This window comes from Xanthomonas boreopolis (assembly GCF_046529185.1).
Classification (GTDB): Bacteria; Pseudomonadota; Gammaproteobacteria; order Xanthomonadales; family Xanthomonadaceae; genus Pseudomonas_S; species Pseudomonas_S boreopolis.
On record NZ_CP097162.1, the window covers coordinates 3622532 to 3642095 of the forward strand.

The window sequence follows — 19564 nt, forward strand, 5'->3', positions numbered from 1 at the left end:
GCCGCGATGGCGCGTGCCTGCGGTTGCCGCGGCGCCGCGATCACCCCAGCAGCTGCGGTCGATTGGGCAACTCGTCCTCGTCCTGCTCGTCGCCGCTGCGCGGGAAATGCAGGGCCAGCAAGTCCGATACCGCACGGATGCCGCCGATCACCGCCGCCTCGGCCTCGCCGGCGCGCAGGCCTTCCTCGATGCGCCTGCAGACCTCGCGCCACTGCGCCTCGCTCACCTTCCCGCGCAATCCCCGGTCGGCCACGATCTCGATCGCATGGTCGGCCAGCAGCAGATAGATCAGCACCCCGTTGTTGGCGTGGGTATCCCAGGTCCGCAGCTGCGCGAACGCATGCTCGGCGCGCGCGCGCGGCGGCATGCCCCGCAGGACCGCCGCGATCGGCAGGTCCGATTCGACCGCGAACATGATCTCGCCGCGATGCGCCCGCTCGCAGGCCTCGATGGCCGCGGCGATCGCATCCAGCCGCGCAGGCGGGAACAGGCGTTGTGCCGAGGGCGCGAACAGGTGTCGCAACAGTCGCATCACCAGCTCCCCGAGGCGCCGCCGCCTCCCGACGAACCACCACCGCCGCCCCAGCCGCCACCGCCGCCGAAGCCGCCTCCACCGCCGAAGCCGCCTCCACCGCCGAAACCACCGCCACCGAAGCCGCCCCCGCCACCCCAGCCGCCCCAGCCGCCATGGCGGACGAAGCTGCCGGGCGAGCCGGATACCAGCCCGACCAGGAATCCGACCAGCGCCGCCGCTCCGCTGGCGAGGAACAACGAGGTGAACCACAGCGCCGCCAGCCCGGCCGCGCCGCCGCTGAGCAGCGCCCGCACCGGCCGCGGCGCCCAGCCGAAGGCCCCGCGCGCGATGCTGGCGACGACGAAGCCCACGAACAGGGCCACGAGCCAGCCGGCGCCGCCTCCGCTGCGGCGGGCGTCGTCGTGGCCGCTGACCGGTGCCGGCAGCGGCTCGCCCTCGATCAGCTTGACCAGCACGCCGCTCGCTTCCTGGACGCCGCCGGCGTAGTCGCCCTGGCGGAAACGCGGGACCAGGTACTCCTGGATGATGCGGTTGGCGATCGCGTCGGGGATCGCGCCCTCCAGCCCGTAGCCAGGCTGGATGCGCACCCGCCGGTCGTCCTTGGCGACCACCAGCAGCACGCCGTCGTCCACGCCCTTGCGCCCCAGCTTCCATGCGTCGAACACGCGCTGGGTGTATTCCTCGATGGTCTCGGGCTGGGTGCTGGACACGATCAGCACCTGCAGCTGGCTGCCCTTCTGCCGCTGCAAGGCCAACGCCTGCTGCTCGAGCTGCTGCCTCTGCGCGGCGTCGAGCGTGCCGGTCTGGTCGACCACCGGCGAGTCGAGCGCCGGGATCGCCGCGAGTTGCTGCGGCCAGGCCGGCGCCAGCAGCGCCAGCCAGAGCGCCAGCGCCGCCATGCATCGCCGCAGGACAGGCGTCACGGGGACGGCCGCCTCAGTGGCCCGGCGCGGGTGCCTGTTGCGGGGCCTGCTGCGGCTGCGGGCCGCCGAAGTCCACCGTCGGCGCGCGCGAGACCTCGGCCTCGTTGGCCACGCTGAAATTGGGCTTCTCCTTGGCTCCGGTGATCTTGGCGGTGATCACCTGCGGGAACTGGCGGATGTAGGTGTTGTAGTCCTGCACCGACTGGATGTAGCGGCCGCGCGCCACGGTGATGCGGTTCTCGGTGCCCTCCAGCTGCGCCTGCAGGTCGCGGAAGGACTGGTCGGCCTTGAGCTGGGGATAGTTCTCGCTGACCACCAGCAGGCGCTGCAGCGCGCTGCCGAGCTCGCCCTGGGCCTGCTGGAACTGTTGCAGCGACTGCGCGTCCTCGGCGTTGACCTGGATCTGCCCGACCCGCGAGCGCGCCTCGGTGACCTGGGTCAGCACCTGCTGCTCGTGCTGCGCGTAGCCCTTGACCGTGTTGACCAGGTTCGGGATCAGGTCGTAGCGGCGCTGGTACTGGTTGAGCACCTCCGACCAACCGGCCTTCACCGCCTCGTCCTTCTGCTGGATCGTGTTGTAGCCGCATCCCGCCAGCGAGGCGACGACCACCCACAGCAGCAACGAACGGATCAACAGGCGCATGGCACGACTCCGGTGCGTTCTAGGGGCATCCAGCATGCCATGAACCCCGCATGCGTGGCATGCAGGGCCCCGGCGGGCCGGGGTCCCGGGCCGGCGGGCGGCCGGGGACCCCTGTGCGGTCACCAGTTGCCGGCGCCGGGCACGTGGTGCGCCACCGCGCGGCGGCGCATCAGCAGGTTCAGCCACTCCACCAGCACCGAGAACCCCATCGCCGCGTAGATGTACGGCTTGGGCACGTGCACTTCCAGGCCGTCCAGGACCAGCACCGCGCCGATCATCAGGATGAAGGCGAGCGCCAGCATCTTCACGGTCGGATTGGCGTCGATGAAGCGGCCCAGCGGGTTGGCGGCCAGCAGCATCACCGCCACCGACAGCAGGATCGCGCCGACCATGACCGGGATGTGCTCGGCGATGCCGACCGCGGTGATCACCGAGTCCAGCGAGAACACGATGTCGATGATCGCGATCTGCAGGATCACCAGCCCGAACACGCCGGTCGCCTTGCTGGTGGTCGGGTCGCTGTCCTCGCCGCCGGTGATCAGCTCGCGGATCTCCTTGCCGCCCTTCACCAGCAGGAACAGGCCGCCGATGATCAGCACCAGGTCGCGTATCGAGATGCCCATGCCGGCGACGCTGAACAGATCGGCCTGCATGTGCGCCAGGTAGGCCAGCGAGACCAGCAGCACGATGCGGGTGATGCAGGCCACCGCGATGCCCAGGCGGCGGGCGAACGGGCGGCGCGCTTCCGGCAGCTTGCTGACCGCGATCGAGATGAACACCAGATTGTCGATGCCCAGCACGATTTCCAGCGCACTGAGCGTCACCAGCGTCAGCCAGGCATTGGGATCGGTCAGCAACTCAAGCAACATGGGGGAAACCTTCGAATGTGGAGGGGATGTCAGAGATAGCGCGGGGCCAGGACCAGGCCCCAGCACACCAGCACGTTCACCATCAGCACGAACACCGCGGCCGACCCCATGTCCTTGGCCCGCCCGGCCAGTTCATGGTGCTCCGGGCCGTAGCGCTCGATCACCGCCTCGATCGCCGAATTGGCCAGCTCCATCGCCAGCACCAGCAGCAGCGAGCCGATCATCAGCACGCGCTCGACCGGCGTCTGGCCCAGCCACAGCGCCAGCGGCACCAGCACGACCGACAGGTAGACCTCCAGCCGGAACGAGGACTCGTGCAGCCAGGCCGCGCGCAGGCCCTGGAACGACCAGACGGCCGCCTTGAGGATGCGCCTGGGCCCGCGCGGGAGATGGCCGGACTGGTCGGCCATCTCAGCGGCGTCCCGGGATTCGGCGAAGGCGCAACGGGCGACGGCGGACGGTCATCGGCGCAAGGACAAGGATGATGAACCCGTAATTCTGCCACATCCGCCGTTCCGGCCGCCCCGCCGGCCCGGCCGTTTGCCCGCATCCGGCCCGGTGACGCACCATGCGCCCCTGGTTCCATGCATCAGGATCGCCCGTGAAACACCGCATCGTCCGCTCAACCCTGCTCGTCCTCGCCCTGCTCGGTGCCCAGGCCCATGCCCTCGACCGTCCCGCGCCGAAGATCCCCGAACAGGTATCCAATGCCGCCTGGGAAGAGGACATGCGAAAGTTCGCGGCGGCCGACGCCGTGCAACCGCCGCCCCAGCACGGCGTCCTGTTCGTCGGCAGTTCCTCGATCCGCTTCTGGGACACGCTGGCCACCGACTTCCCGGGCCAGCCGGTGATCAACCGCGGCTTCGGCGGCTCGGAGGTACGCGACAGCACCTGGTACGCCGACCGCATCGTCGTGCCGTACGCGCCCCGCCTGATCGTGTTCTACGCCGGCGACAACGACCTCGCCGCCGGGCGCAGCCCCGCGCAGGTGCGCGACGACTTCGTCGCCTTCGTCCAGCGCGTGCGCAAGGACCTGCCGGACACCCGCATCGCCTACATCTCGATCAAGCCCAGCCCCTCGCGCGCGCAACTGATGCCGCAGATGGCCGAGGCCAACCGCATGATCCGGCACGCCGCCTCGCGCTTCCCGAAAGTGGACTTCATCGACGTCTACAGCCGCATGCTCGACGCCTCGGGCAAACCGCGCCCCGAACTGTTCCGCGAGGACCAACTGCACATGACCCGCGCCGGCTACGAGATCTGGCGCGACGCGGTGGCACTGGAGCTGGACAAGCGCTGAAGGATCCCGGGAAGACCCGTTGCGACTTCAGGGCACCTCTAACAACCTAGGTTTGCTTTCTTGCTCTGACCTCCTCCCCGCAGTAAATATCCCCCGGCAAAGCCGGGGGCTTTAGAGATGTGAGCCGCTCAAAGCGGCTGCGAGGGCGCTACGCGCCTCTCTATGTTGCGGCCACCTGAAGGTGGCCGACTACCTCAGCAACTACAATTGGTCCAAGCGCCGATCTTCCGCCTCTTAGTTCTGGATGTATGCCCGGATCAGCTCTTCATCCCGACCTACCGTCGTGACGAAGTAGCTTCGCGCCCAGAAGCCCTGCCCTACAAAGTTCCGCTTCCGCTCCCCATACACCCGCACTAGGTGGATGGCGCTCTTGCCCTTGATATAGCCCACCGCGTACTTCGGCGGAATCTTCAACAACATATGGACGTGACCTGCCATCAGATGGCCCTCCTCGACCCGGCTCTCCTTCTGCTCGGCCAATCGCCGAAACACCTCTCCTAGAGCGTGTTATGAACTTTGAAGTAGAGAAGCGGCATTGCCGAGCATGAGGATGGTGAAGACGACGAAATGAAGTCCTGCCAAGGTTTCAGGCAGGCGTTCATAGTCACGGGCCAAGCGGCGGAACCGATTGAGCCATCCGAAACTGCGCTCCACGACCCAGCGATGCGGCAGCAGCACAAAGCCCTTCTTGGCCTCCGGTAGCTTCACTACGTGCAGTTCGATGCCTTCCTCCTGCGCGGCTTCGGCCGGTTCCTTGCCCGTGTAACCCTGATCGACGAAAGCGACCTTCACCGTTTTGCCCGTGACATGCTGGACTTCCTGCGCCAGCGATCGCACCTGGGCCCGCTCCTGCTCGCTGGTCGGCGTGACCTGCACCGCCAGCGGCGTGTCCAGCGCTATGTGCACCTTGCTGCCCTTCTTGCGCTTGTAGCCATCGTAGCCGGCCCGTGGGCCGCTCTCGCAGGTGGACTGCAGCGTGCGGCCATCCAGGATCACTGCGCTGGGCTGCCCTTGCTTGCCTTGCGCCACCCGCAAGACCGAACGCAGGTCGTTGACCATGGCCTCGAAGCAGCCGGCTTGTAACCACCGCTGAGTCTGCTGATAAACCGCCTCCAATGGCGGAAAATCGTTTGGAATCAACCGCCATGGGGCGCCGGCTCGCGCCATCCAACGCAAGGCATTGAACATCAAGCGCAGCTCGCACTTGCGCTGCCGTGCCTGCGGATCCATCAGGGTCAGGTAAGGCGCCGCAAAGGCCCATTCTTCATCGGAAACATCGGTCGGGTACGGGCGCTTGGGCTTCATCCGGCTACGATAGCGAGACTCACCCAAAGTTCATAACACGCTCTAGATGCTTCCTCAGATCCACATACAGCGTCTTGCGGCGACACTTCGGTATGAACACGACGTAGTACAGACACTCCCACCTCGTGTGACTTAATCTCTCAAACTCATCCATCTCGATTTCTCCGTCTCGTGTGCTTGGCGGCTCACGTTTCGGAGTTTCCGGGATGGACTCCCGGATACATCAAACTTCTACTGCCTTCCCGGCAGAGCCGCGGGAACTCTCAAGATTGGTTTAGGCCCAGGCAGAACTGGAAAATTTCGGCCTACTCGCAGGCAGCCCAAAAAATTTCTTGCTAAAATAAAATATATGTGCTAACAGTCTCACTGCCATTTCGGCATAATCACAAGGATGAATAGTATGGCCTCTGCATTGAGCCTCGACGATCTTGAAGCCTCCTTCTCTCTGTCCCAGGTTGTGGAGAGTGTGCGAGATACGCTGCAACTGGCGGTCGAACAGCCGCCGACGACCCCTATCTGCACCTGCTGGTTTTAAAGCGCCCAAAGAGAGGGGAGGCTTGACCTCCCCCCTCTTCTTTTTTACGCAGAGAACGATGCAGAAATGGCTGCCTGCACGGATAGACAAGACAGGGAACGCCCATTACGGGTGTCAGTGGTCTCAACAAACAAATCCAACATACTGACAGCACGATCCGAGGCAGAAGCCGGGAAGTCCTTTGTTGTTGGCTCACGCGACGTGATGGACAGGATCGCAACAGACTGGATTGGGTTGCACAGCCCCGGCGAAATGCTGGGCAAGCTTCATGCCGGAACAGCTGAAAAGCAGCACATTTTTGTGTTTTCCGACCAGATAGCTGGACTTGGTCAAGCTTCATTCTATGTCTACGTCAACGGCATCGCCAAGAGCATGTCTGCGTTCGAACTCCTGTGCGCTGAGAAGTATTGTGCGCTTGTAGACATCGAAGGCCATGGTGAAACCTTCGACGTCTCTGCCGAACCCGACACTCGGGCGCGATTGATCGAAGCGCTGAAGGAACACTTGGAACGTGCCGAAAGCGTGGCTAACAGCGTGGCCAGCCACTTGGCCGAGGAGCGCCTGCGCAGTCGCCACCTACAACAGCAACTTGTCCGAGTTCGTGAGTATTACTCGATCTTGATGGATTACGCCCATCGCGGCCAGATGCCGGCCGAGCTAGCCATGGAGCAGATTTCCCATCTCAAGGAAATCGAACGCATCGCCCGAAAGGAGTTCGCCAATGCTCGCTAAGGCCGCGGCACAACTCATCAACGTCCTTGTCTCTTGGCACTTTAGGATATGCGAGGTACTTTTCAGGTTCAGACCCAAGCGCGATCTTGCAAAGGCAATTGCCATCTATTCAAAGGCATCACTGGACATTGATGCAATAGAAGCGCAGTGCCATTCTTCAGGACAGACGCTGCATTCCTATGCTGCCTGGATCGCGAACTACAAGCTCAAATCTTGGATGATGGTGGTCTTGCCCGGTCAGATCATGATGCCCTTGGCCAGCATGCTCTGCCCTCTCACTCCCGGTCAGAAAATGGCCTTGGATTCGGATGGCGGCGTCATCGTGAGTGTTCCTCACTACGGAGAGTTCATTCCGGCGATCATCTCCATCGCCCTGGCGACACCCGCTCAACGACGTGTGGTCATTTTTTACGACCCGCCCTCCTCGGTCCAAACCAACAGTACGTTTGATGAGATCGCACAACGCGTGATTCCGACGATCGCGCGCGATGTGGCAATCTGCCATAACAACGCTGCCGGACTCGGTCAAGCACTGAAGACACTCAAGTCAGGCGGCACCGTGATCTTGATGCCGGACGTGTGCAAGGACGTTACCGTCGGCACAGCAATCAGCTTCCTCGGAAAAGACTTCGTAGTGATGCTAGGCGTAGGGCAACTCATCCGGAAGACCGGTTCCATATTGGTCCCATTCCTACCTCGGATTGCTGGAACTGATGCGAAACCACAAGTTCTTCCGGCGCTCGTCGCCGCATCCGAACGCACGCTTGCCACCAGCGCCAATGTCGACTTCCTGGAGTATCACGACTATCAGTTGGTGCGATCTCTTTTTCATGTCTACGAGCAGGCCATCGGCACCGCCAGAATCTTCTGGCTCTATTGGCTGACCTACCGCAGTCCGATAAGTCTCGGCAACGCTTCTGATCCTGGCGCACTACTCAAACTGCTTGCTGCGGATCCAATGCTGCGACGACATTCCGTCTTGGTGCTCCGCGAGTCGGACGCGACTGGTGGTTGAAGTGCCTGGCTTAGCGATACCGATATGACCTGGATGAACTCGAGCCGGAGATCTTGGAGGAGGAGGATCACCGAAAATCTGATTGCAGTAGCCGCCGTGCTGTTGCTGCATCTGCTGCTTGCGAGCGTGCTTTTCATGGAGGTCGACCCAATAGTCAGGCCAGAAGCGATCGAAACGTCGCGCCTCTCCATCCGATTTATCACGCAGATTCCACCGGAGGTGCAGGTTGCCGATCCGACGACTTCGGTCTCGTCCCCGGTGAAGCCACGGCCGTCCACAAGTGCCAGCAGACCTTCAGTGGCCAGACGGTTTACGGAAGCAACTATTGATACGTCACCAGACAAGGCCGCAACGAGCGTCCCTGGTGAAGCGTCAATCGCCGACGACTCTGAGCACTCGCCGAGCACATTGAATCTCCGCCTTCCATCGGCTTATGTGGCGGAGATCGGCATACGCAGCTCTGGCCTGCAGGACAGTAGGCAACCAGTCGATGTAAAAAGCACCCGATTCAACAAGTCCTGGGCGCCGGATGGAGGGGCGATGCAGCAATCATGGGCATTCCATTCCAAGGCCGCCAAGCTTCTTCTATCGGCCACGGGCGCTTTAGAAAAGCCGTGCAGCGCAGAAGAGAGGAGACGGCGAGAGAAGCGTTGCTTCGGCGCCCAATACGAAGGCGCCGAAGGTGAGTTGGAGACGGGTAAATGAACTTCCCGCGACGCCAGTAGTCGTTTAAGGCGCCTCGATCTCGTATCCTTGAGCGCGCAGTCGGTCGAGGTAGCCATTGGGCTTGAGCAACTCATCAACGGGCAACAAGGCAAACGTCGAGCTGTTTGTGTCAAGCGCCTTGTCCGCGAAAGCCATCCAATGCTGACGCAGCTTCTCGTACAGGTCCCCATAGCCTCTTTGCTTGATGACCGTCGAATCGAGAAATGCCTGCATGCATACCACCTGTGGATCCGCATGCGGCAGCGAGGTCAACTGACCGATGTCGCCCAACGCCCACGCGTTCGCTCGGTTCACCATGAAAGCGAGATCGTATTCAACCGCGTCGATCTGACTTGCGAAGCATGCCCGGTCATCCATACCGTCGCGACTGAACTGTTTGACGGCAGCACGCGCATCCGTCAGTTGGACGAGAAGTTGGGTGGATGTGGGTTCAATCCCTGCGCGCTTGCTCGCTGCACTGACAACCGGCCAGATAACCGCCTTGTTCCCAAGGCCACTCTTCTTGATTGCCTCGTTATATAGCTCTTGGCCAGCCAACATCGGCCGCTTCTTTTCCACCGATGTGTTGTTCCCCAAATAGTGCTGTTTAAGCACAAGCCAGCGCTTGTAGGCCTCAGCAGGGACCACCTGCGCCAGATCGGCACCGCCTTCATTCTTTTTTGCTTTCATCAGGGAGGGAAGCAGTGTGAGCTTTCCCCAAAAACCCATGTCCACATCGAATTTAACACTCGGCGTAAGCAACACCTGCTGTGACTGCGCGATGACGGACTCGACCTGCTTGGGTTGCCACTCGATGTCATCGGGCAAAGGAGCGAGGGTGCCGAGGATCCAGAGCACATGGTCGCCCTTGGTCACTTTCCAAAGACCGGGTCCAGGCTGTGCGCCGCGCACAACCATCGACGCCATATCAACGATGCCGGGGGATGTTTGTGTGGCGGACTGCGTCTCGGCTGAATCCTGACGGGCGCTGGCTGAAAATGGGACGAGGACGAAAGCCAGGACGAGAGGAAAGCACATACCCGCGCGAGAAATCAGCATAACAATCCATTGTGCGATCAGTTGGCTTGAGCATACCAGTACGGAACGGAAGTTGGGATTTCTTAGGGAACGTCTGAACAATGCAGACTGAGGACGAGAGATGCAACATCATTCCCTCAGTTCGTGTTTGAACCATCGGATTTTCGCCGTTTCCGGCGTATTTCCGGCGCGCTTCTCGGATTACGGGCGCACCTGCCCCATGGCAGGTAATAACGGCCTTCGCTTCATCCACAAATTTGACAATGCAAACAGCGTCAGCATCTGCGCCGTGTTCTTCGCCAGGCCGCGATAGCGGACTTTGACGTACCCAAATTGACGCTTGATCACCCGGAACGGGTGTTCCACCTTCGCTCGCAGGCTGGCCTTGGCGTGTTCCCAGCGTTCGGCCCACTTCAATTCGCGCTTGTTCCTGATCTGCTTCAGCTTCGAGGGCTTCTCCGCGATCAGGTAGCGCAATTTGCGCTTGTGCTTCATCTCTTCGCTTTTTTCCAGCCCGGTGTAGCCGCTGTCGCCGTACACCGTGTCTTCCTCACCGTGCAGCAGCTTATGCGCCTGCGTGATGTCTGCCACGTTGGCTGCCGTGCATTCCACGTGGCGCACCAGGCCGGACTCGTCGTCCACCCCGATGTGCGTCTTCATCCCGAAGTAGTACTGGTTGCCCTTCTTGGCCTGGTGCATATCCGGATCACGCTCGCCGCCCTGGTTCTTGGTCGAACTGGGCGCGGCAATGATCGTGGCGTCCACGATCGTGCCACCGCGCAGGCTTTGGCCCTTGCGCGACCGATGCGCATTGACCCGATTGAATAACTTGCGCGCCAGGCCATGTGTCTCCAGCAACCGGCGGAAGTTGAGGATCGTCGTCTCATCCGGCACCGCATCCAGCCCGCCGAGCTTCGCGAAACGGCGCATCGACACCGTGTCGTACAGGGCCTCTTCCGCCGCCGGATCGCTCAGTGCGTACCACTGCTGAAAAAAAAGAATTCCCTCAAGCGAACCGGATCACCACCGAAGTCCCGATCCCCGGCTCGCTGTCCAGCTCGATCTTCCACCCGAACCGATCGCACAACCGCCGCACGATCGAGAGCCCCAGCCCCGTCCCCTGCGGCCGGCCCGGCTCCCCCCGGAAGAACGGCTCGAACGCCCGCACCCGCGCTTCCTCGCTCATGCCGATGCCCGTGTCGCGCACCACGATGCCGTACGCGTGCACTTCCACCACCACGCTGCCGTTGTCGGTATAGGCGCAGGCATTGCGCAGCAGATTGCTCAACACCACCCGCAACACGCGCGGCGGCGCGTGCAGCTGCAACGCGTGCACCAGCCTCACGTCCACGCGCACCGGCTTCTCGCCGAGCAGCTCGCGGGCGCTCTCGGCCTCCTCCTCGACGAGATCGGCGACATCGAACGTCTCGCTCTGCGGCGTGACCTCCGCCTCGCGCGCCAGGATCAGGAAGGCGTCGATCACCGCCTCCATGTCGCGCCCGGCGCGCTGGATCCGGCGCAGGCTGCGCTCCACGCGCGGCGGCACGCCTTCCTCCGAGATCGCCATGTCGGTGGCCACCCGCACCACCGTCAGCGGCGTGCGCAGCTCGTGGCTGGCGTCGCGGGTGAAGTTGCGCTCGCGCGCGATGTGCTCGCCGACGCGCGTGGCCATCGAATGCAGCGCCAGCGCCAGCTGCCGCGTCTCGCCCTGCAGGTCGGCCGGCAGGTGCACGGGCGCCAGGTCGCTCGCGTCCGGATGCCGCGGGTCCCAGTTCGCCACGCGCCGCGCCAGCCAGTTCACCGGCGAGACCAGGCGCTTGGACATGCGGTACGTCAGCCACGACACCGCATACACCGCCAGCAGGATCAGCAGCACCGGCACCGCACCGAACCAGAAGGCGAGGTGCTGCGCCTGCGAGCGCAGGAACGCCAGGTACAGCGTCCCCTGCGGCCGGCTCTGCACCAGCACCAGCTCGTTCTGCCGTTCCATTTCGTGGAAACCGTCCGCGAGCGGGCGCATGTACTCCGGCAGCACCAGGCGCGACTCGCCCGCGGGCACCAGGTACCCGCGGACGAACGAGGTGTTGGGCGGCGGCTGCGCAGGCGAGGATTGATACAGCTGCCAGAAGTGCGCCGCCTCGTCCTCCAGCACGGTACGGATCAGGCTGTACTTGACGACGATCGTGACCAGCCAGGCGCCCACCACGATCGCCAGACTCGCCAGCACGGTCTGCACGATGAACGCGATGCGTATTTTCCGGGGCAAGCCGTAGGGCATTTCGGCGTCCAGATGATGCGCGCCCGGATTATAGGAAGAGACCTCCCCACCCACCTGTGCCGGAAGCCGCCATGCGGCGCCGCGGCGCCGCATGGCGGTCGGGATGGGCCGGCGCGGGGCCGGGCCAGGTCAGCCCATCGGCTGGGCGATGTCGGCGATGCGGTAGCCGGCGCTCTGCACGGTGTGCAGCAGCGGGCGGTCGAACGGCTTGTCGATGATCTTGCGCAGGTTGTACAGGTGGCTGCGCAAGGTGTCCGAATCGGGCAGGCCGTTGCCCCAGATCTCGCGCTCGATCTCCTGGCGGCTGACCACGCGCGGGGATTCCCGCATCAGGATCGTCAGCAGCTTCAGGCCGATCGGCGAAAGCTGCAGTTCGGTACCGGCGCGGGTGGCGCGCATGCTGACCGGGTCGAGCACCAGGTCGGCGACCTTCAGCACCTCCGAGCCCACCTGGCGGCGCTCGCGGCGGATCAGCGCCCGCAACCGGGCTTCCAGCTCCTGGATCGCGAACGGCTTGGTCAGGTAGTCGTCCGCGCCGAAGCCCAGTCCGGTCAGTTTGTCGTCCAGCGTGTCGCGCGCGGTCAGCATCAGCACCGGCGTGGACTTGCGCGCGTCGTTGCGCAGCCGCCGGCAGACCTCGATGCCGTCCAACCGCGGCAGCATCAGGTCGAGCACGACCACGTCGTAGCTGTTCTCGGCCGCCAGGCGATAGCCGTCCAGCCCATCGACCGCGTAATCGACCTCGAAACCGCGGCCCTCGAGATACTCACCGATCATCTCGGAAATGTTGCGATTGTCTTCGACGACCAGAACAAGCCCGGACGTCTCCTTGGTCTGACGCATGGAAACCCCTCGATCTCAGCTTTCTTCAGCTTTGTGAAACATGCCCCATCCTGGGTCGATATGGCGTGAAGACCGGACGACGGGAAAAATCCCTTTCAAATCATTTGTCTAGCACGCCCTTGAGGGTCGGCCAGACATTGTCGAGCACCTTGGGCTGGCCGGCCGCGGTGGGGTGCAGGCCGTCGGACTGCATCAATCCCGGCTGCAGCGCCACCCCCTCCAGCAGGAACGGCACCAGCGGCAGCCGGTACTGCTCGGCCAGGTCGCGGTAGACGGCGCGCAACCGCTCGCGATACGCCGGGCCGTAGTTGGGCGGCACGTCGATGCCGAGCAGCACGACCTGCGCGCCGGCCTGCCGGCTCAGGCCGATCATCTTGTCCAGGTTGGCCTTCAACTGGGCCGGCGCCAGGCCGCGCAGGGCGTCGTTGCCGCCGAGCTCGATGACCACCACGCCCGGCCGGTGCTTGGCCAGCAGGCCGGGCAGCCGGGTCAGCGCCCCGGAACTGGTCTCGCCGCTGATGCTGGCATTGACGACGGCGGGCGGCGCCTTCATCTGCTGCTTCAGGCGCTGCTCGAGCAGGCTGACCCAGCCCGACTGCACCGGTATGTTGTGGGCAGCGCTCAAGCTGTCTCCCAGCACAAGGATCGGGCCGTTCCCCGGACCTTTGGCATAGGCGAGCGCCGGCAGGAGCAGCCAGCATGCAAGCAGCAACCACCATGTCGCCATGGCGCGATGGCACGACCGCAAACCGCTTTCCCGCATCACGGAGAACTCCTCATCGACATTAGAGCGTGTCATGCCATTTTCCCCGAGTGCGAAGCCGCCTGGGGCGCGCCGAGACACGGCGCGCAAGCCGGTACCGGCGCTCGCCGGGCGACTTCCCGGGGGGGTGTCCGCCAGCGGCGCCGGGCCGGCGCCGCGCCGCTTGGCCTGGCCGCCAGCCAAGGCCGCACCACGCTGCAACGGCCCCGCACCGCCGACGGACGACGCATCTCATGGAAAATGGCATGACAGCTTCCAAGCCCCCACACTCTCCCATCGCACTCGATGTCCGCGACGTGGGCAAGTCCGTCGACGGCCCGGAGGGCACGCTCCACATCCTCGACGACATCAGCTTGACGGTCGGTGAAGGCGACAGCGTCGCGATCGTCGGTGCGTCCGGTTCGGGCAAGACCACGCTGCTGGGCCTGCTCGCGGGCCTGGACCTGCCTACCCGCGGCAGCATCAGCCTGGCCGGCAACGCGCTCGGCGCGCTGGACGAGGAGGCGCGCGCGGCATTGCGCGCGCGCGAGGTCGGCTTCGTGTTCCAGAGCTTCCACCTGCTCCCGTCGCTGACCGCCGAGGAGAACGTCGCGTTGCCGCTGGAGCTGGCCGGCCGCGAGGACCCGGCGCGGGTGCGCGAGGTGCTCGACGCGGTCGGCCTGAAGGCGCGCGCGCGCCACTATCCCCGCCAGCTCTCCGGCGGCGAGCAGCAGCGCGTGGCGCTGGCGCGGGCGTTCGTGGCGCGGCCGCGCATCCTGTTCGCCGACGAGCCCACCGGCAGCCTCGACCAGGCCACCGGCCGCCACGTCAGCGACCTGCTGTTCGCCCTCAATGCCGACAGCGACACCACGCTGGTGCTGGTCACCCACGACATGGCGCTGGCGCGGCGTTGCCAGCACGTCTACCGCATCGACGGCGGCCGCCTGTATCCGGGCGCGGCGGCATGAACGTGCTGCGCCAGGCGCTGCGTTCGGTGCGGCGCGAGTTCCTCGCCGGCGACCTGTTGACCGTGTTCGCCGCGCTGGTGCTGGGGGTGGCCGTGATGACCGCGGTCGGCACGCTGGTCAACCGGGTGACGCTGGCGCTGACTTCCAGCGCGGCCGAGGTGCTCGGCGGCGACCTGGGCGTCACCGGCCGCCAGGACATCCCGCAAGCCTTCGCCGACGAAGCCGCGCGGCGCGGGCTGCGCAGCACGCGCATGGTCGCCTTCCCGAGCGTGCTGTTCCACGGCGAGGCCAGCCAGATGGCGACGATCCGCGCGGTCGGCGACGGCTATCCGCTGCGCGGGCAATTGCTGGTCGCGCGCGATGCCGGCGCCGCCAACGCCGTGCCGGGCGGCGCGCCGCCGAGGGGCGAGGCGTATGCGGACCCGCGCCTGATGGAGGCGCTGGGGCTGGAGCTCGGGGACGCGCTGGAATTCGGCGCCGGCACGCTCACCGTCACCGGCGTGCTGCGCGCCGAGCCGGACGCGTCCGGCGAACTGCTGCAGATATCCCCGCCGCTGATGGTCAACCGCGCCGACGTCGACGCCGCAGGCCTGCTCGGCCCCGGCAGCCGCGCCTCGTACCGTCTGATGTTCGCCGGCGAGCCGGAAGCGATCGCCGGGCTGCGCGAATGGCTGCAATCGCGCGCCAACGGCTATCGGCTGGTCGGGATCGAGGATACCCAGCGCGGCATGCGCGCCGCCTTCGACCGTGCCGGCCGCTTCCTGTCGCTGTCGGCGCTGCTGGCGGTGCTGCTGTCCGGCGTGGCGACCGCGCTGGCCGCCAACCGCTTCGCGTTGCACCGCATCGACACGGTGGCGGTGCTGCGCTGCCTCGGCGCGCGCCAGCGCGACGTCCTGGCCAGCCTCGCGCTGCAGCTGCTGCTGGTGGCGGTCCCGGCCTGCCTGGTCGGCATCGCGATCGGCATGCTCGCGCAGGAGGGCCTGGTCCGGGCGCTCGGCAGCCTGGTCCCGGACCGGTTGCCGCTGCCGCAGGCCACGCCGGCGCTCACCGGTGCCGGCATCGGCCTGGTGCTGCTGCTCGGCTTCGGCCTGCCGCCGCTGCTGCGGCTGCGCGACGTGCCGCCGATGCGCGTGCTCAACCGCAGCTTCGCGGCCACGCCGCCGACTTCGCTGGCGACCTACGCCGCGGCGCTGGCCGCCACCTTGGCGCTGACGATCCAGGCCACCGGCGATGCCGTGCTGGCCGGCTGGGTGCTGGGTGGACTGGCGGCACTGGCGCTGGTGGCGGGCGGCCTCGGCGCACTGCTGCTGGCGGGACTGCGCCGGCTGCAGCGGCGCCTGCGCGGTCCATGGCGGCTGGGGCTGGCCTCGCTGACCCGGCGCCGCGCGCTCAGCGTCGTGCAGTTGGTCGGCCTGTCGCTGTCGTTGTGCGCGCTGTTGCTGCTGGCGGTGGTCGGGCCGGGCCTGCTGGGGCAATGGCGCGACCGGTTGCCGATGGATACGCCCAACTATTTCCTGATGAACATCCAGCCCGACCAGACCGACGCGGTGCGCCGGCACCTGGCCGCGCTCGGCGTGCAGGACGCCGACCTGGAGCCGTTCAGCACCGGCCGCCTGGTCGCGATCAACGATCGCCCGGCGCGTCGCCTGGACCGCCCGGAGGACGACGAGGGCGAGGACCGGCCGGTCAATTTCTCCTGGCGCCATGGCTTCCCCGCCGCCAATACGCTCACCGCGGGCCGCTTCTGGAACCCCGGCAGCGCCGCCGCCGAGGCTTCGGTGGAGGACGGCTGGGCGCAGCGCTACGGCGTCGAGCTGGGCGACCGCATCACCTTGCAGATGGGCGAGCAGCGGCGCAGCTTCACCGTCACCAGCCTGCGCAAGGCCGACTGGGACTCGTTCCGGGTCAACTTCTTCCTGCTGCTCAATGCCGGCTCGGTCGGCGATGCGCCCTACAACCTGATCTCCAGCTTCCACCTGCCGACGGATCGGGCGCCGCGGCTGGCGGCGTTGACGCGCGAATTCCCCAACATCTCGGTGCTGGACATCGACGCGATCCTGGAACGGGTGCGCGAAGTGATGGAGCAGGTCGGCCAGGCGGTGCAACTGGTCATGAGCTTCAGCCTGTTGGCCGGCGTGCTGGTCCTGCTGGCGGCCTTGCAGGCCACCGCGGCCGAGCGCCGCTACGACAGCGCGGTGCTGCGCACGCTGGGCGCCAATCGTCCGCAGCTGCGCGGCGCGGTGCTGGTGGAGTTCGGCGCGCTCGGCCTGTGCGCCTCGCTGCTGGCGGTGCTGGCCGCCGCGGGCATCGGCGTGGCCGTGGCGCGGCAGGCGTTCGAACTCGCCTTCGCCCCGCCCTGGCCGGTCCTGCTGCTGGGCGGCGCGGCCGGCGTGGTGCTGAGCATGCTCGCCGGCTGGTCCGGCACGCGACGGATCCTCTCCACGCCGCCGGCGCTGGCGCTGCGCGCGTCCTGACCGGCCAGGCGGCGCCGGCGCATGCCGGCGCCGCTCCGGCATCCCCGGTATGCTGCCGCCCTCTCCCGCTCGCGCGCCGACATGCCCGCCTCCCCGTTCACCGCCTACCTCTATCCCGTGCTGTTGCTGCTCGCCAGCAACGTGTTCATGACCTTCGCCTGGTACGGGCACCTCAAGTTCAAGACCGCGCCGCTGATGCTGGTGGTCCTGGTCAGCTGGGGCATCGCGTTCTTCGAGTACTGCCTGCAGGTGCCCGGCAACCGCCTGGGCAGCGCGGTGTATTCGGCGCCGCAGCTCAAGGGCATCCAGGAGGTGATCACGCTGCTGGTGTTCGCGGTGTTTTCCTTCGCCTACCTGGGCCAGCCGCTGAAGTGGAACCATTGGGCCGCGTTCGCGCTGATCGCGGTGGCGGCGTTCCTGATGTTCAAGGAATAGCGCGGCGCGGGCACGCCCGCCTCAGCGACCGCCGTTGCAGGCCCCGTCGTGCGCGATCGCCGGTCCCGGCAGGTCGAGCCCCTCCGCCTGCGCGATCCTGCGCAACAGCCCCGCGCCCAGCGCCGACAAAGGCGCCGGGCTGGCGGCGAGGTCGTCGCCGAGCCGGCCCAAGGCATGCAGGCGCACCACGCCCATCCTCCAGGCGTCGCCACGCACGCGGTGGGCCAGCCGGCGCCACAGGCGCTCGCCGATCCCGCCCCCTGGCTCCTGCGCCGGCAGGCGGGGCACGACCGAAGCCAATCGGTCCCAGGCCAGGAAATCGCTGTCCGGCAGCAGGTGCAGGCGCCAGCAGCAGCGGCCGCCGGCGTCGAAGAACCACAGGCTTTCGCGCAAGCCGTCGCTGTCCATCTGCGACTGCGCGGCCAGCCGGACCGCGTGCGACCAGCCGGCCAGCTCGCTGCCGGATGCGGCCGGGGACAGGCACAGCACGGTCCCCAATGCCGCCAGTTGCGAGGGATGCGGCAGCGACCGATCGGCCGGCCGGGTCCGGGCCGGTACCGGCGTGGCAAGAGCCCCCGGCGCCGGCATCGCGGCGACGCGGCCGGACGACCGGGGGGGAGAGAACGTGGGGGAGAGGGCCGGATGTCGCATGCGGATCTCCTGAGGGGTGCGATGCGCTTTCGAGAGGAGCCGCGCCGGCCGGCCCCGTCCGGCACCCGGCACGGCCCGGCGACACCGGTTATTTGGTGAGGATCAGCTTGTCGTTGCTGGTGTGGCGCAGGCGGTAGACGCGGTCGCCATGCTGGATCAGCACTTCGCGGCGGCCCTTGAGCAGCGCGTCGCTGGCGATGGTTTCCTCGGCCGGTACCGGCCGCACGGGACGATCCCGCAGGGACAGGGTTTCGGGACGCAGCAGGACGGGTTGGGCAGTCATGATCCGTACTCCAGAAGGGTGTCGGATCAAATGATAATTATTCTCACAAAGCAATCAAGAGGCGTTCTCATCTTTATCGATTGATGCTGGCGATGGCTGGAATCCTCCCACCAGCCTCCTTCAATCGGCCGGCGAAGCCCGTCAGCCGGCCACGGCGGTTTCGATCCGGCTCCAGACGTCGGCGTCGTAGCGATCGAGCAAGTCGAGCGCGCCGAGGTTCTCCTCCAGTTGCGCGACCCGGCTCGCACCCAGGATCACGCTGGAAACGTGCGGGTTGCGCAGGCACCAGGCCACCGCCAGCTGGCTGGGGCGCTCGCCGAGTTCCTCGGCGATGGCGGTGAAGCGGCGCGCCTGCACGATCCGCGCGCCGCCGTCCGCCCCCAGCACTTCCTCGCGCAGCCAGGCGTAGCCCGGCTGGTCCAGGCGCGTGCCGGCGCCGACGCCCTGGTTGTACTTGCCGGTGAGCAGTCCCGATGCCAGCGGCGACCAGATCGTCAGGCCGAGGCCGGCCTGGCACAGCTCCACGTATTCGCGCTCCACCCTGGAGCGATGCAGCAGGTTGTACTGGGGCTGCTCCATCGACGGCCCGAACAGGTGCCCGGCGCGGGCGATCTCCTGCGCCTGCAGGATCTGCGCGGCCGTCCACTCCGAGGTCCCCCAGTACAGCACCTTGCCCTGGCGGACCAGCAGGTCCATGGCGCGCACGGTCTCCTCGATCGGCGTCTCCGGGTCGGGACGGTGGCAGAAATACAGGTCGAGGTAGTCGACCCGCAGCCGCCGCAGCGCGGCGTGGCAGGCATCGACGACGTGCTTGCGCGACAGCCCGCGCTGGGTCGGGCGCGGCGATTCGGTCGCCCCGAAGAACACCTTGCTGGACACGCAATAGCCATCGCGCGGCAGGCGCAGGTCGGCGATCACGTCCCCCATCACCCGCTCGGCCTCGCCGGCGGCGTAGGTTTCGGCGTTGTCGAAGAAGTTGACGCCGTGGTCCCAGGCGCAGGCGATCAGGTTGCGGGCCTCGTCGCGGCCGACCTGGCGCCCGAAGGTCACCCAGGCGCCGAACGAAAGCGCGGACAGTTGCAGGCCGGCGGCACCAAGACGGCGGTAGAGCATGCGGGGACTCCTTGGACAAGTCTTCGAGGATGGCGGCATCGCCGCGTCGCCCGGCAGTGTACGGCGCGCCGCCGGGCAGCCGTATGAAGCCGCCGTTCCGGCGGGAAATTCCCGGGATGAACCGGGTTGTCCTTGCCCCCCGCACGCCCCTGCCCTAGGCTTTCCGCTTTTGCCGGC

20 protein-coding genes and 3 pseudogenes are annotated in these 19564 nt (G+C 66.2%); 7 read left to right on the forward strand and 16 right to left on the reverse strand.

Translation table 11 applies throughout. The features are described from left to right. Positions 1–40: 40 nt before the first annotated feature. The 5 genes from M3M27_RS16385 to M3M27_RS16405 all read right to left on the reverse strand — a co-directional run bounded on the left by M3M27_RS16385 (position 41) and on the right by M3M27_RS16405 (position 3380). Positions 41–532: a TPM domain-containing protein gene (locus M3M27_RS16385; RefSeq protein ID WP_140723870.1), complete on the reverse strand. Its 492-nt coding sequence runs from the start codon at positions 530–532 to the stop codon at positions 41–43. Beyond that, entirely contained in the window at positions 532–1434 is a 903-nt protein-coding gene (locus M3M27_RS16390) for a TPM domain-containing protein (protein WP_434028031.1), read from the reverse strand. The genes M3M27_RS16385 and M3M27_RS16390 overlap by 1 nt, the downstream gene beginning before the upstream one ends. Before the next feature lie 37 nt (positions 1435–1471). Further along, positions 1472–2101: a LemA family protein gene (locus tag M3M27_RS16395; RefSeq protein ID WP_140723873.1), complete on the reverse strand. Its 630-nt coding sequence runs from the start codon at positions 2099–2101 to the stop codon at positions 1472–1474. Between the two features lie 119 nt (positions 2102–2220). Next, entirely contained in the window at positions 2221–2970 is a 750-nt protein-coding gene (locus M3M27_RS16400; RefSeq protein WP_140723876.1) for a TerC family protein, read from the reverse strand. A gap of 29 nt (positions 2971–2999) precedes the next feature. After that, positions 3000–3380: a diacylglycerol kinase gene (locus M3M27_RS16405; RefSeq protein ID WP_140723879.1), complete on the reverse strand. Its 381-nt coding sequence runs from the start codon at positions 3378–3380 to the stop codon at positions 3000–3002. A gap of 158 nt (positions 3381–3538) precedes the next feature. On the opposite strand from M3M27_RS16405, the gene M3M27_RS16410 reads away from it, so the two are divergent. Then, entirely contained in the window at positions 3539–4270 is a 732-nt protein-coding gene (locus M3M27_RS16410; RefSeq protein WP_434026294.1) for an SGNH/GDSL hydrolase family protein, read from the forward strand. Between the two features lie 234 nt (positions 4271–4504). Here the strand turns inward: M3M27_RS16410 and tnpA are convergent. From tnpA to M3M27_RS16425, 3 genes and pseudogenes are all read right to left on the reverse strand, one after another. Beyond that, positions 4505–4771, reverse strand: a pseudogene (gene tnpA / locus M3M27_RS16415) (IS200/IS605 family transposase); the annotation flags it as partial. A 6-nt stretch (positions 4772–4777) separates the two neighbouring features. Further along, positions 4778–5575 (reverse strand): IS5 family transposase, encoded by a 798-nt coding sequence (locus M3M27_RS16420; RefSeq protein WP_434026295.1) that lies wholly within the window; start codon positions 5573–5575, stop codon positions 4778–4780. A 34-nt stretch (positions 5576–5609) separates the two neighbouring features. Continuing rightward, positions 5610–5729: pseudogene (locus M3M27_RS16425) on the reverse strand (IS200/IS605 family transposase); the annotation flags it as partial. 447 nt (positions 5730–6176) lie between these two features. On the opposite strand from M3M27_RS16425, the gene M3M27_RS16430 reads away from it, so the two are divergent. From M3M27_RS16430 to M3M27_RS16440, 3 genes are read left to right on the forward strand one after another with little or no spacing between them, the layout of a single operon-like run. Next, positions 6177–6842 (forward strand): hypothetical protein, encoded by a 666-nt coding sequence (locus tag M3M27_RS16430; protein WP_434026296.1) that lies wholly within the window; start codon positions 6177–6179, stop codon positions 6840–6842. Next, positions 6832–7857 (forward strand): hypothetical protein, encoded by a 1026-nt coding sequence (locus tag M3M27_RS16435; protein WP_434026297.1) that lies wholly within the window; start codon positions 6832–6834, stop codon positions 7855–7857. Before M3M27_RS16430 ends, M3M27_RS16435 begins: the two co-directional genes overlap by 11 nt. 24 nt (positions 7858–7881) lie before the next feature. Further along, positions 7882–8562: a hypothetical protein gene (locus M3M27_RS16440; protein WP_434026298.1), complete on the forward strand. Its 681-nt coding sequence runs from the start codon at positions 7882–7884 to the stop codon at positions 8560–8562. Between the two features lie 24 nt (positions 8563–8586). Here M3M27_RS16440 and M3M27_RS16445 read toward each other — a convergent pair whose 3' ends face one another. From M3M27_RS16445 to M3M27_RS16465, 5 genes and pseudogenes are all read right to left on the reverse strand, one after another. Continuing rightward, positions 8587–9621 (reverse strand): TraB/GumN family protein, encoded by a 1035-nt coding sequence (locus M3M27_RS16445; protein WP_434026299.1) that lies wholly within the window; start codon positions 9619–9621, stop codon positions 8587–8589. A gap of 180 nt (positions 9622–9801) precedes the next feature. After that, positions 9802–10602, reverse strand: a pseudogene (locus M3M27_RS16450) (IS5 family transposase); the annotation flags it as partial. 4 nt (positions 10603–10606) lie between these two features. Then, on the reverse strand, positions 10607–11878 hold the full coding sequence (locus tag M3M27_RS16455) for a sensor histidine kinase (protein ID WP_434026300.1): 1272 nt from the start codon (positions 11876–11878) through the stop codon (positions 10607–10609). Positions 11879–12007: 129 nt separating this feature from the next. After that, positions 12008–12721 (reverse strand): response regulator transcription factor, encoded by a 714-nt coding sequence (locus M3M27_RS16460; RefSeq protein WP_140723889.1) that lies wholly within the window; start codon positions 12719–12721, stop codon positions 12008–12010. Positions 12722–12821: 100 nt separating this feature from the next. After that, positions 12822–13484 (reverse strand): arylesterase, encoded by a 663-nt coding sequence (locus M3M27_RS16465; protein ID WP_434028032.1) that lies wholly within the window; start codon positions 13482–13484, stop codon positions 12822–12824. Between the two features lie 233 nt (positions 13485–13717). Here M3M27_RS16465 and M3M27_RS16470 point away from each other — a divergent pair, with 233 nt between their 5' ends. From M3M27_RS16470 to M3M27_RS16480, 3 genes are all read left to right on the forward strand, one after another. Then, a complete protein-coding gene (locus M3M27_RS16470; RefSeq protein WP_434026301.1) occupies positions 13718–14431 on the forward strand; it encodes an ABC transporter ATP-binding protein in 714 nt (237 codons plus the stop codon). Beyond that, positions 14428–16905, forward strand: coding sequence for an ABC transporter permease (locus M3M27_RS16475; protein ID WP_434026302.1), 2478 nt, complete (start codon positions 14428–14430; stop codon positions 16903–16905). Before M3M27_RS16470 ends, M3M27_RS16475 begins: the two co-directional genes overlap by 4 nt. An 81-nt stretch (positions 16906–16986) precedes the next feature. Then, positions 16987–17340: a DMT family protein gene (locus tag M3M27_RS16480; RefSeq protein WP_140723895.1), complete on the forward strand. Its 354-nt coding sequence runs from the start codon at positions 16987–16989 to the stop codon at positions 17338–17340. Positions 17341–17361: 21 nt separating this feature from the next. On the opposite strand, the gene M3M27_RS16485 is transcribed toward M3M27_RS16480, so the two are convergent. The 3 genes from M3M27_RS16485 to M3M27_RS16495 all read right to left on the reverse strand — a co-directional run bounded on the left by M3M27_RS16485 (position 17362) and on the right by M3M27_RS16495 (position 19387). Next, complete coding sequence (locus M3M27_RS16485) at positions 17362–17991, reverse strand: Hemin transport protein (RefSeq protein ID WP_434026303.1); 630 nt, start codon at positions 17989–17991, stop codon at positions 17362–17364. Between the two features lie 88 nt (positions 17992–18079). Further along, the gene (gene hemP, locus M3M27_RS16490) at positions 18080–18274 is read right to left on the reverse strand and encodes a hemin uptake protein HemP (RefSeq protein ID WP_434026304.1); all 195 of its coding nucleotides are present in this window, start codon (positions 18272–18274) and stop codon (positions 18080–18082) included. A gap of 141 nt (positions 18275–18415) precedes the next feature. Beyond that, complete coding sequence (locus M3M27_RS16495; RefSeq protein ID WP_140723906.1) at positions 18416–19387, reverse strand: potassium channel beta subunit family protein; 972 nt, start codon at positions 19385–19387, stop codon at positions 18416–18418. Between the last annotated feature and the right edge of the window lie 177 nt (positions 19388–19564).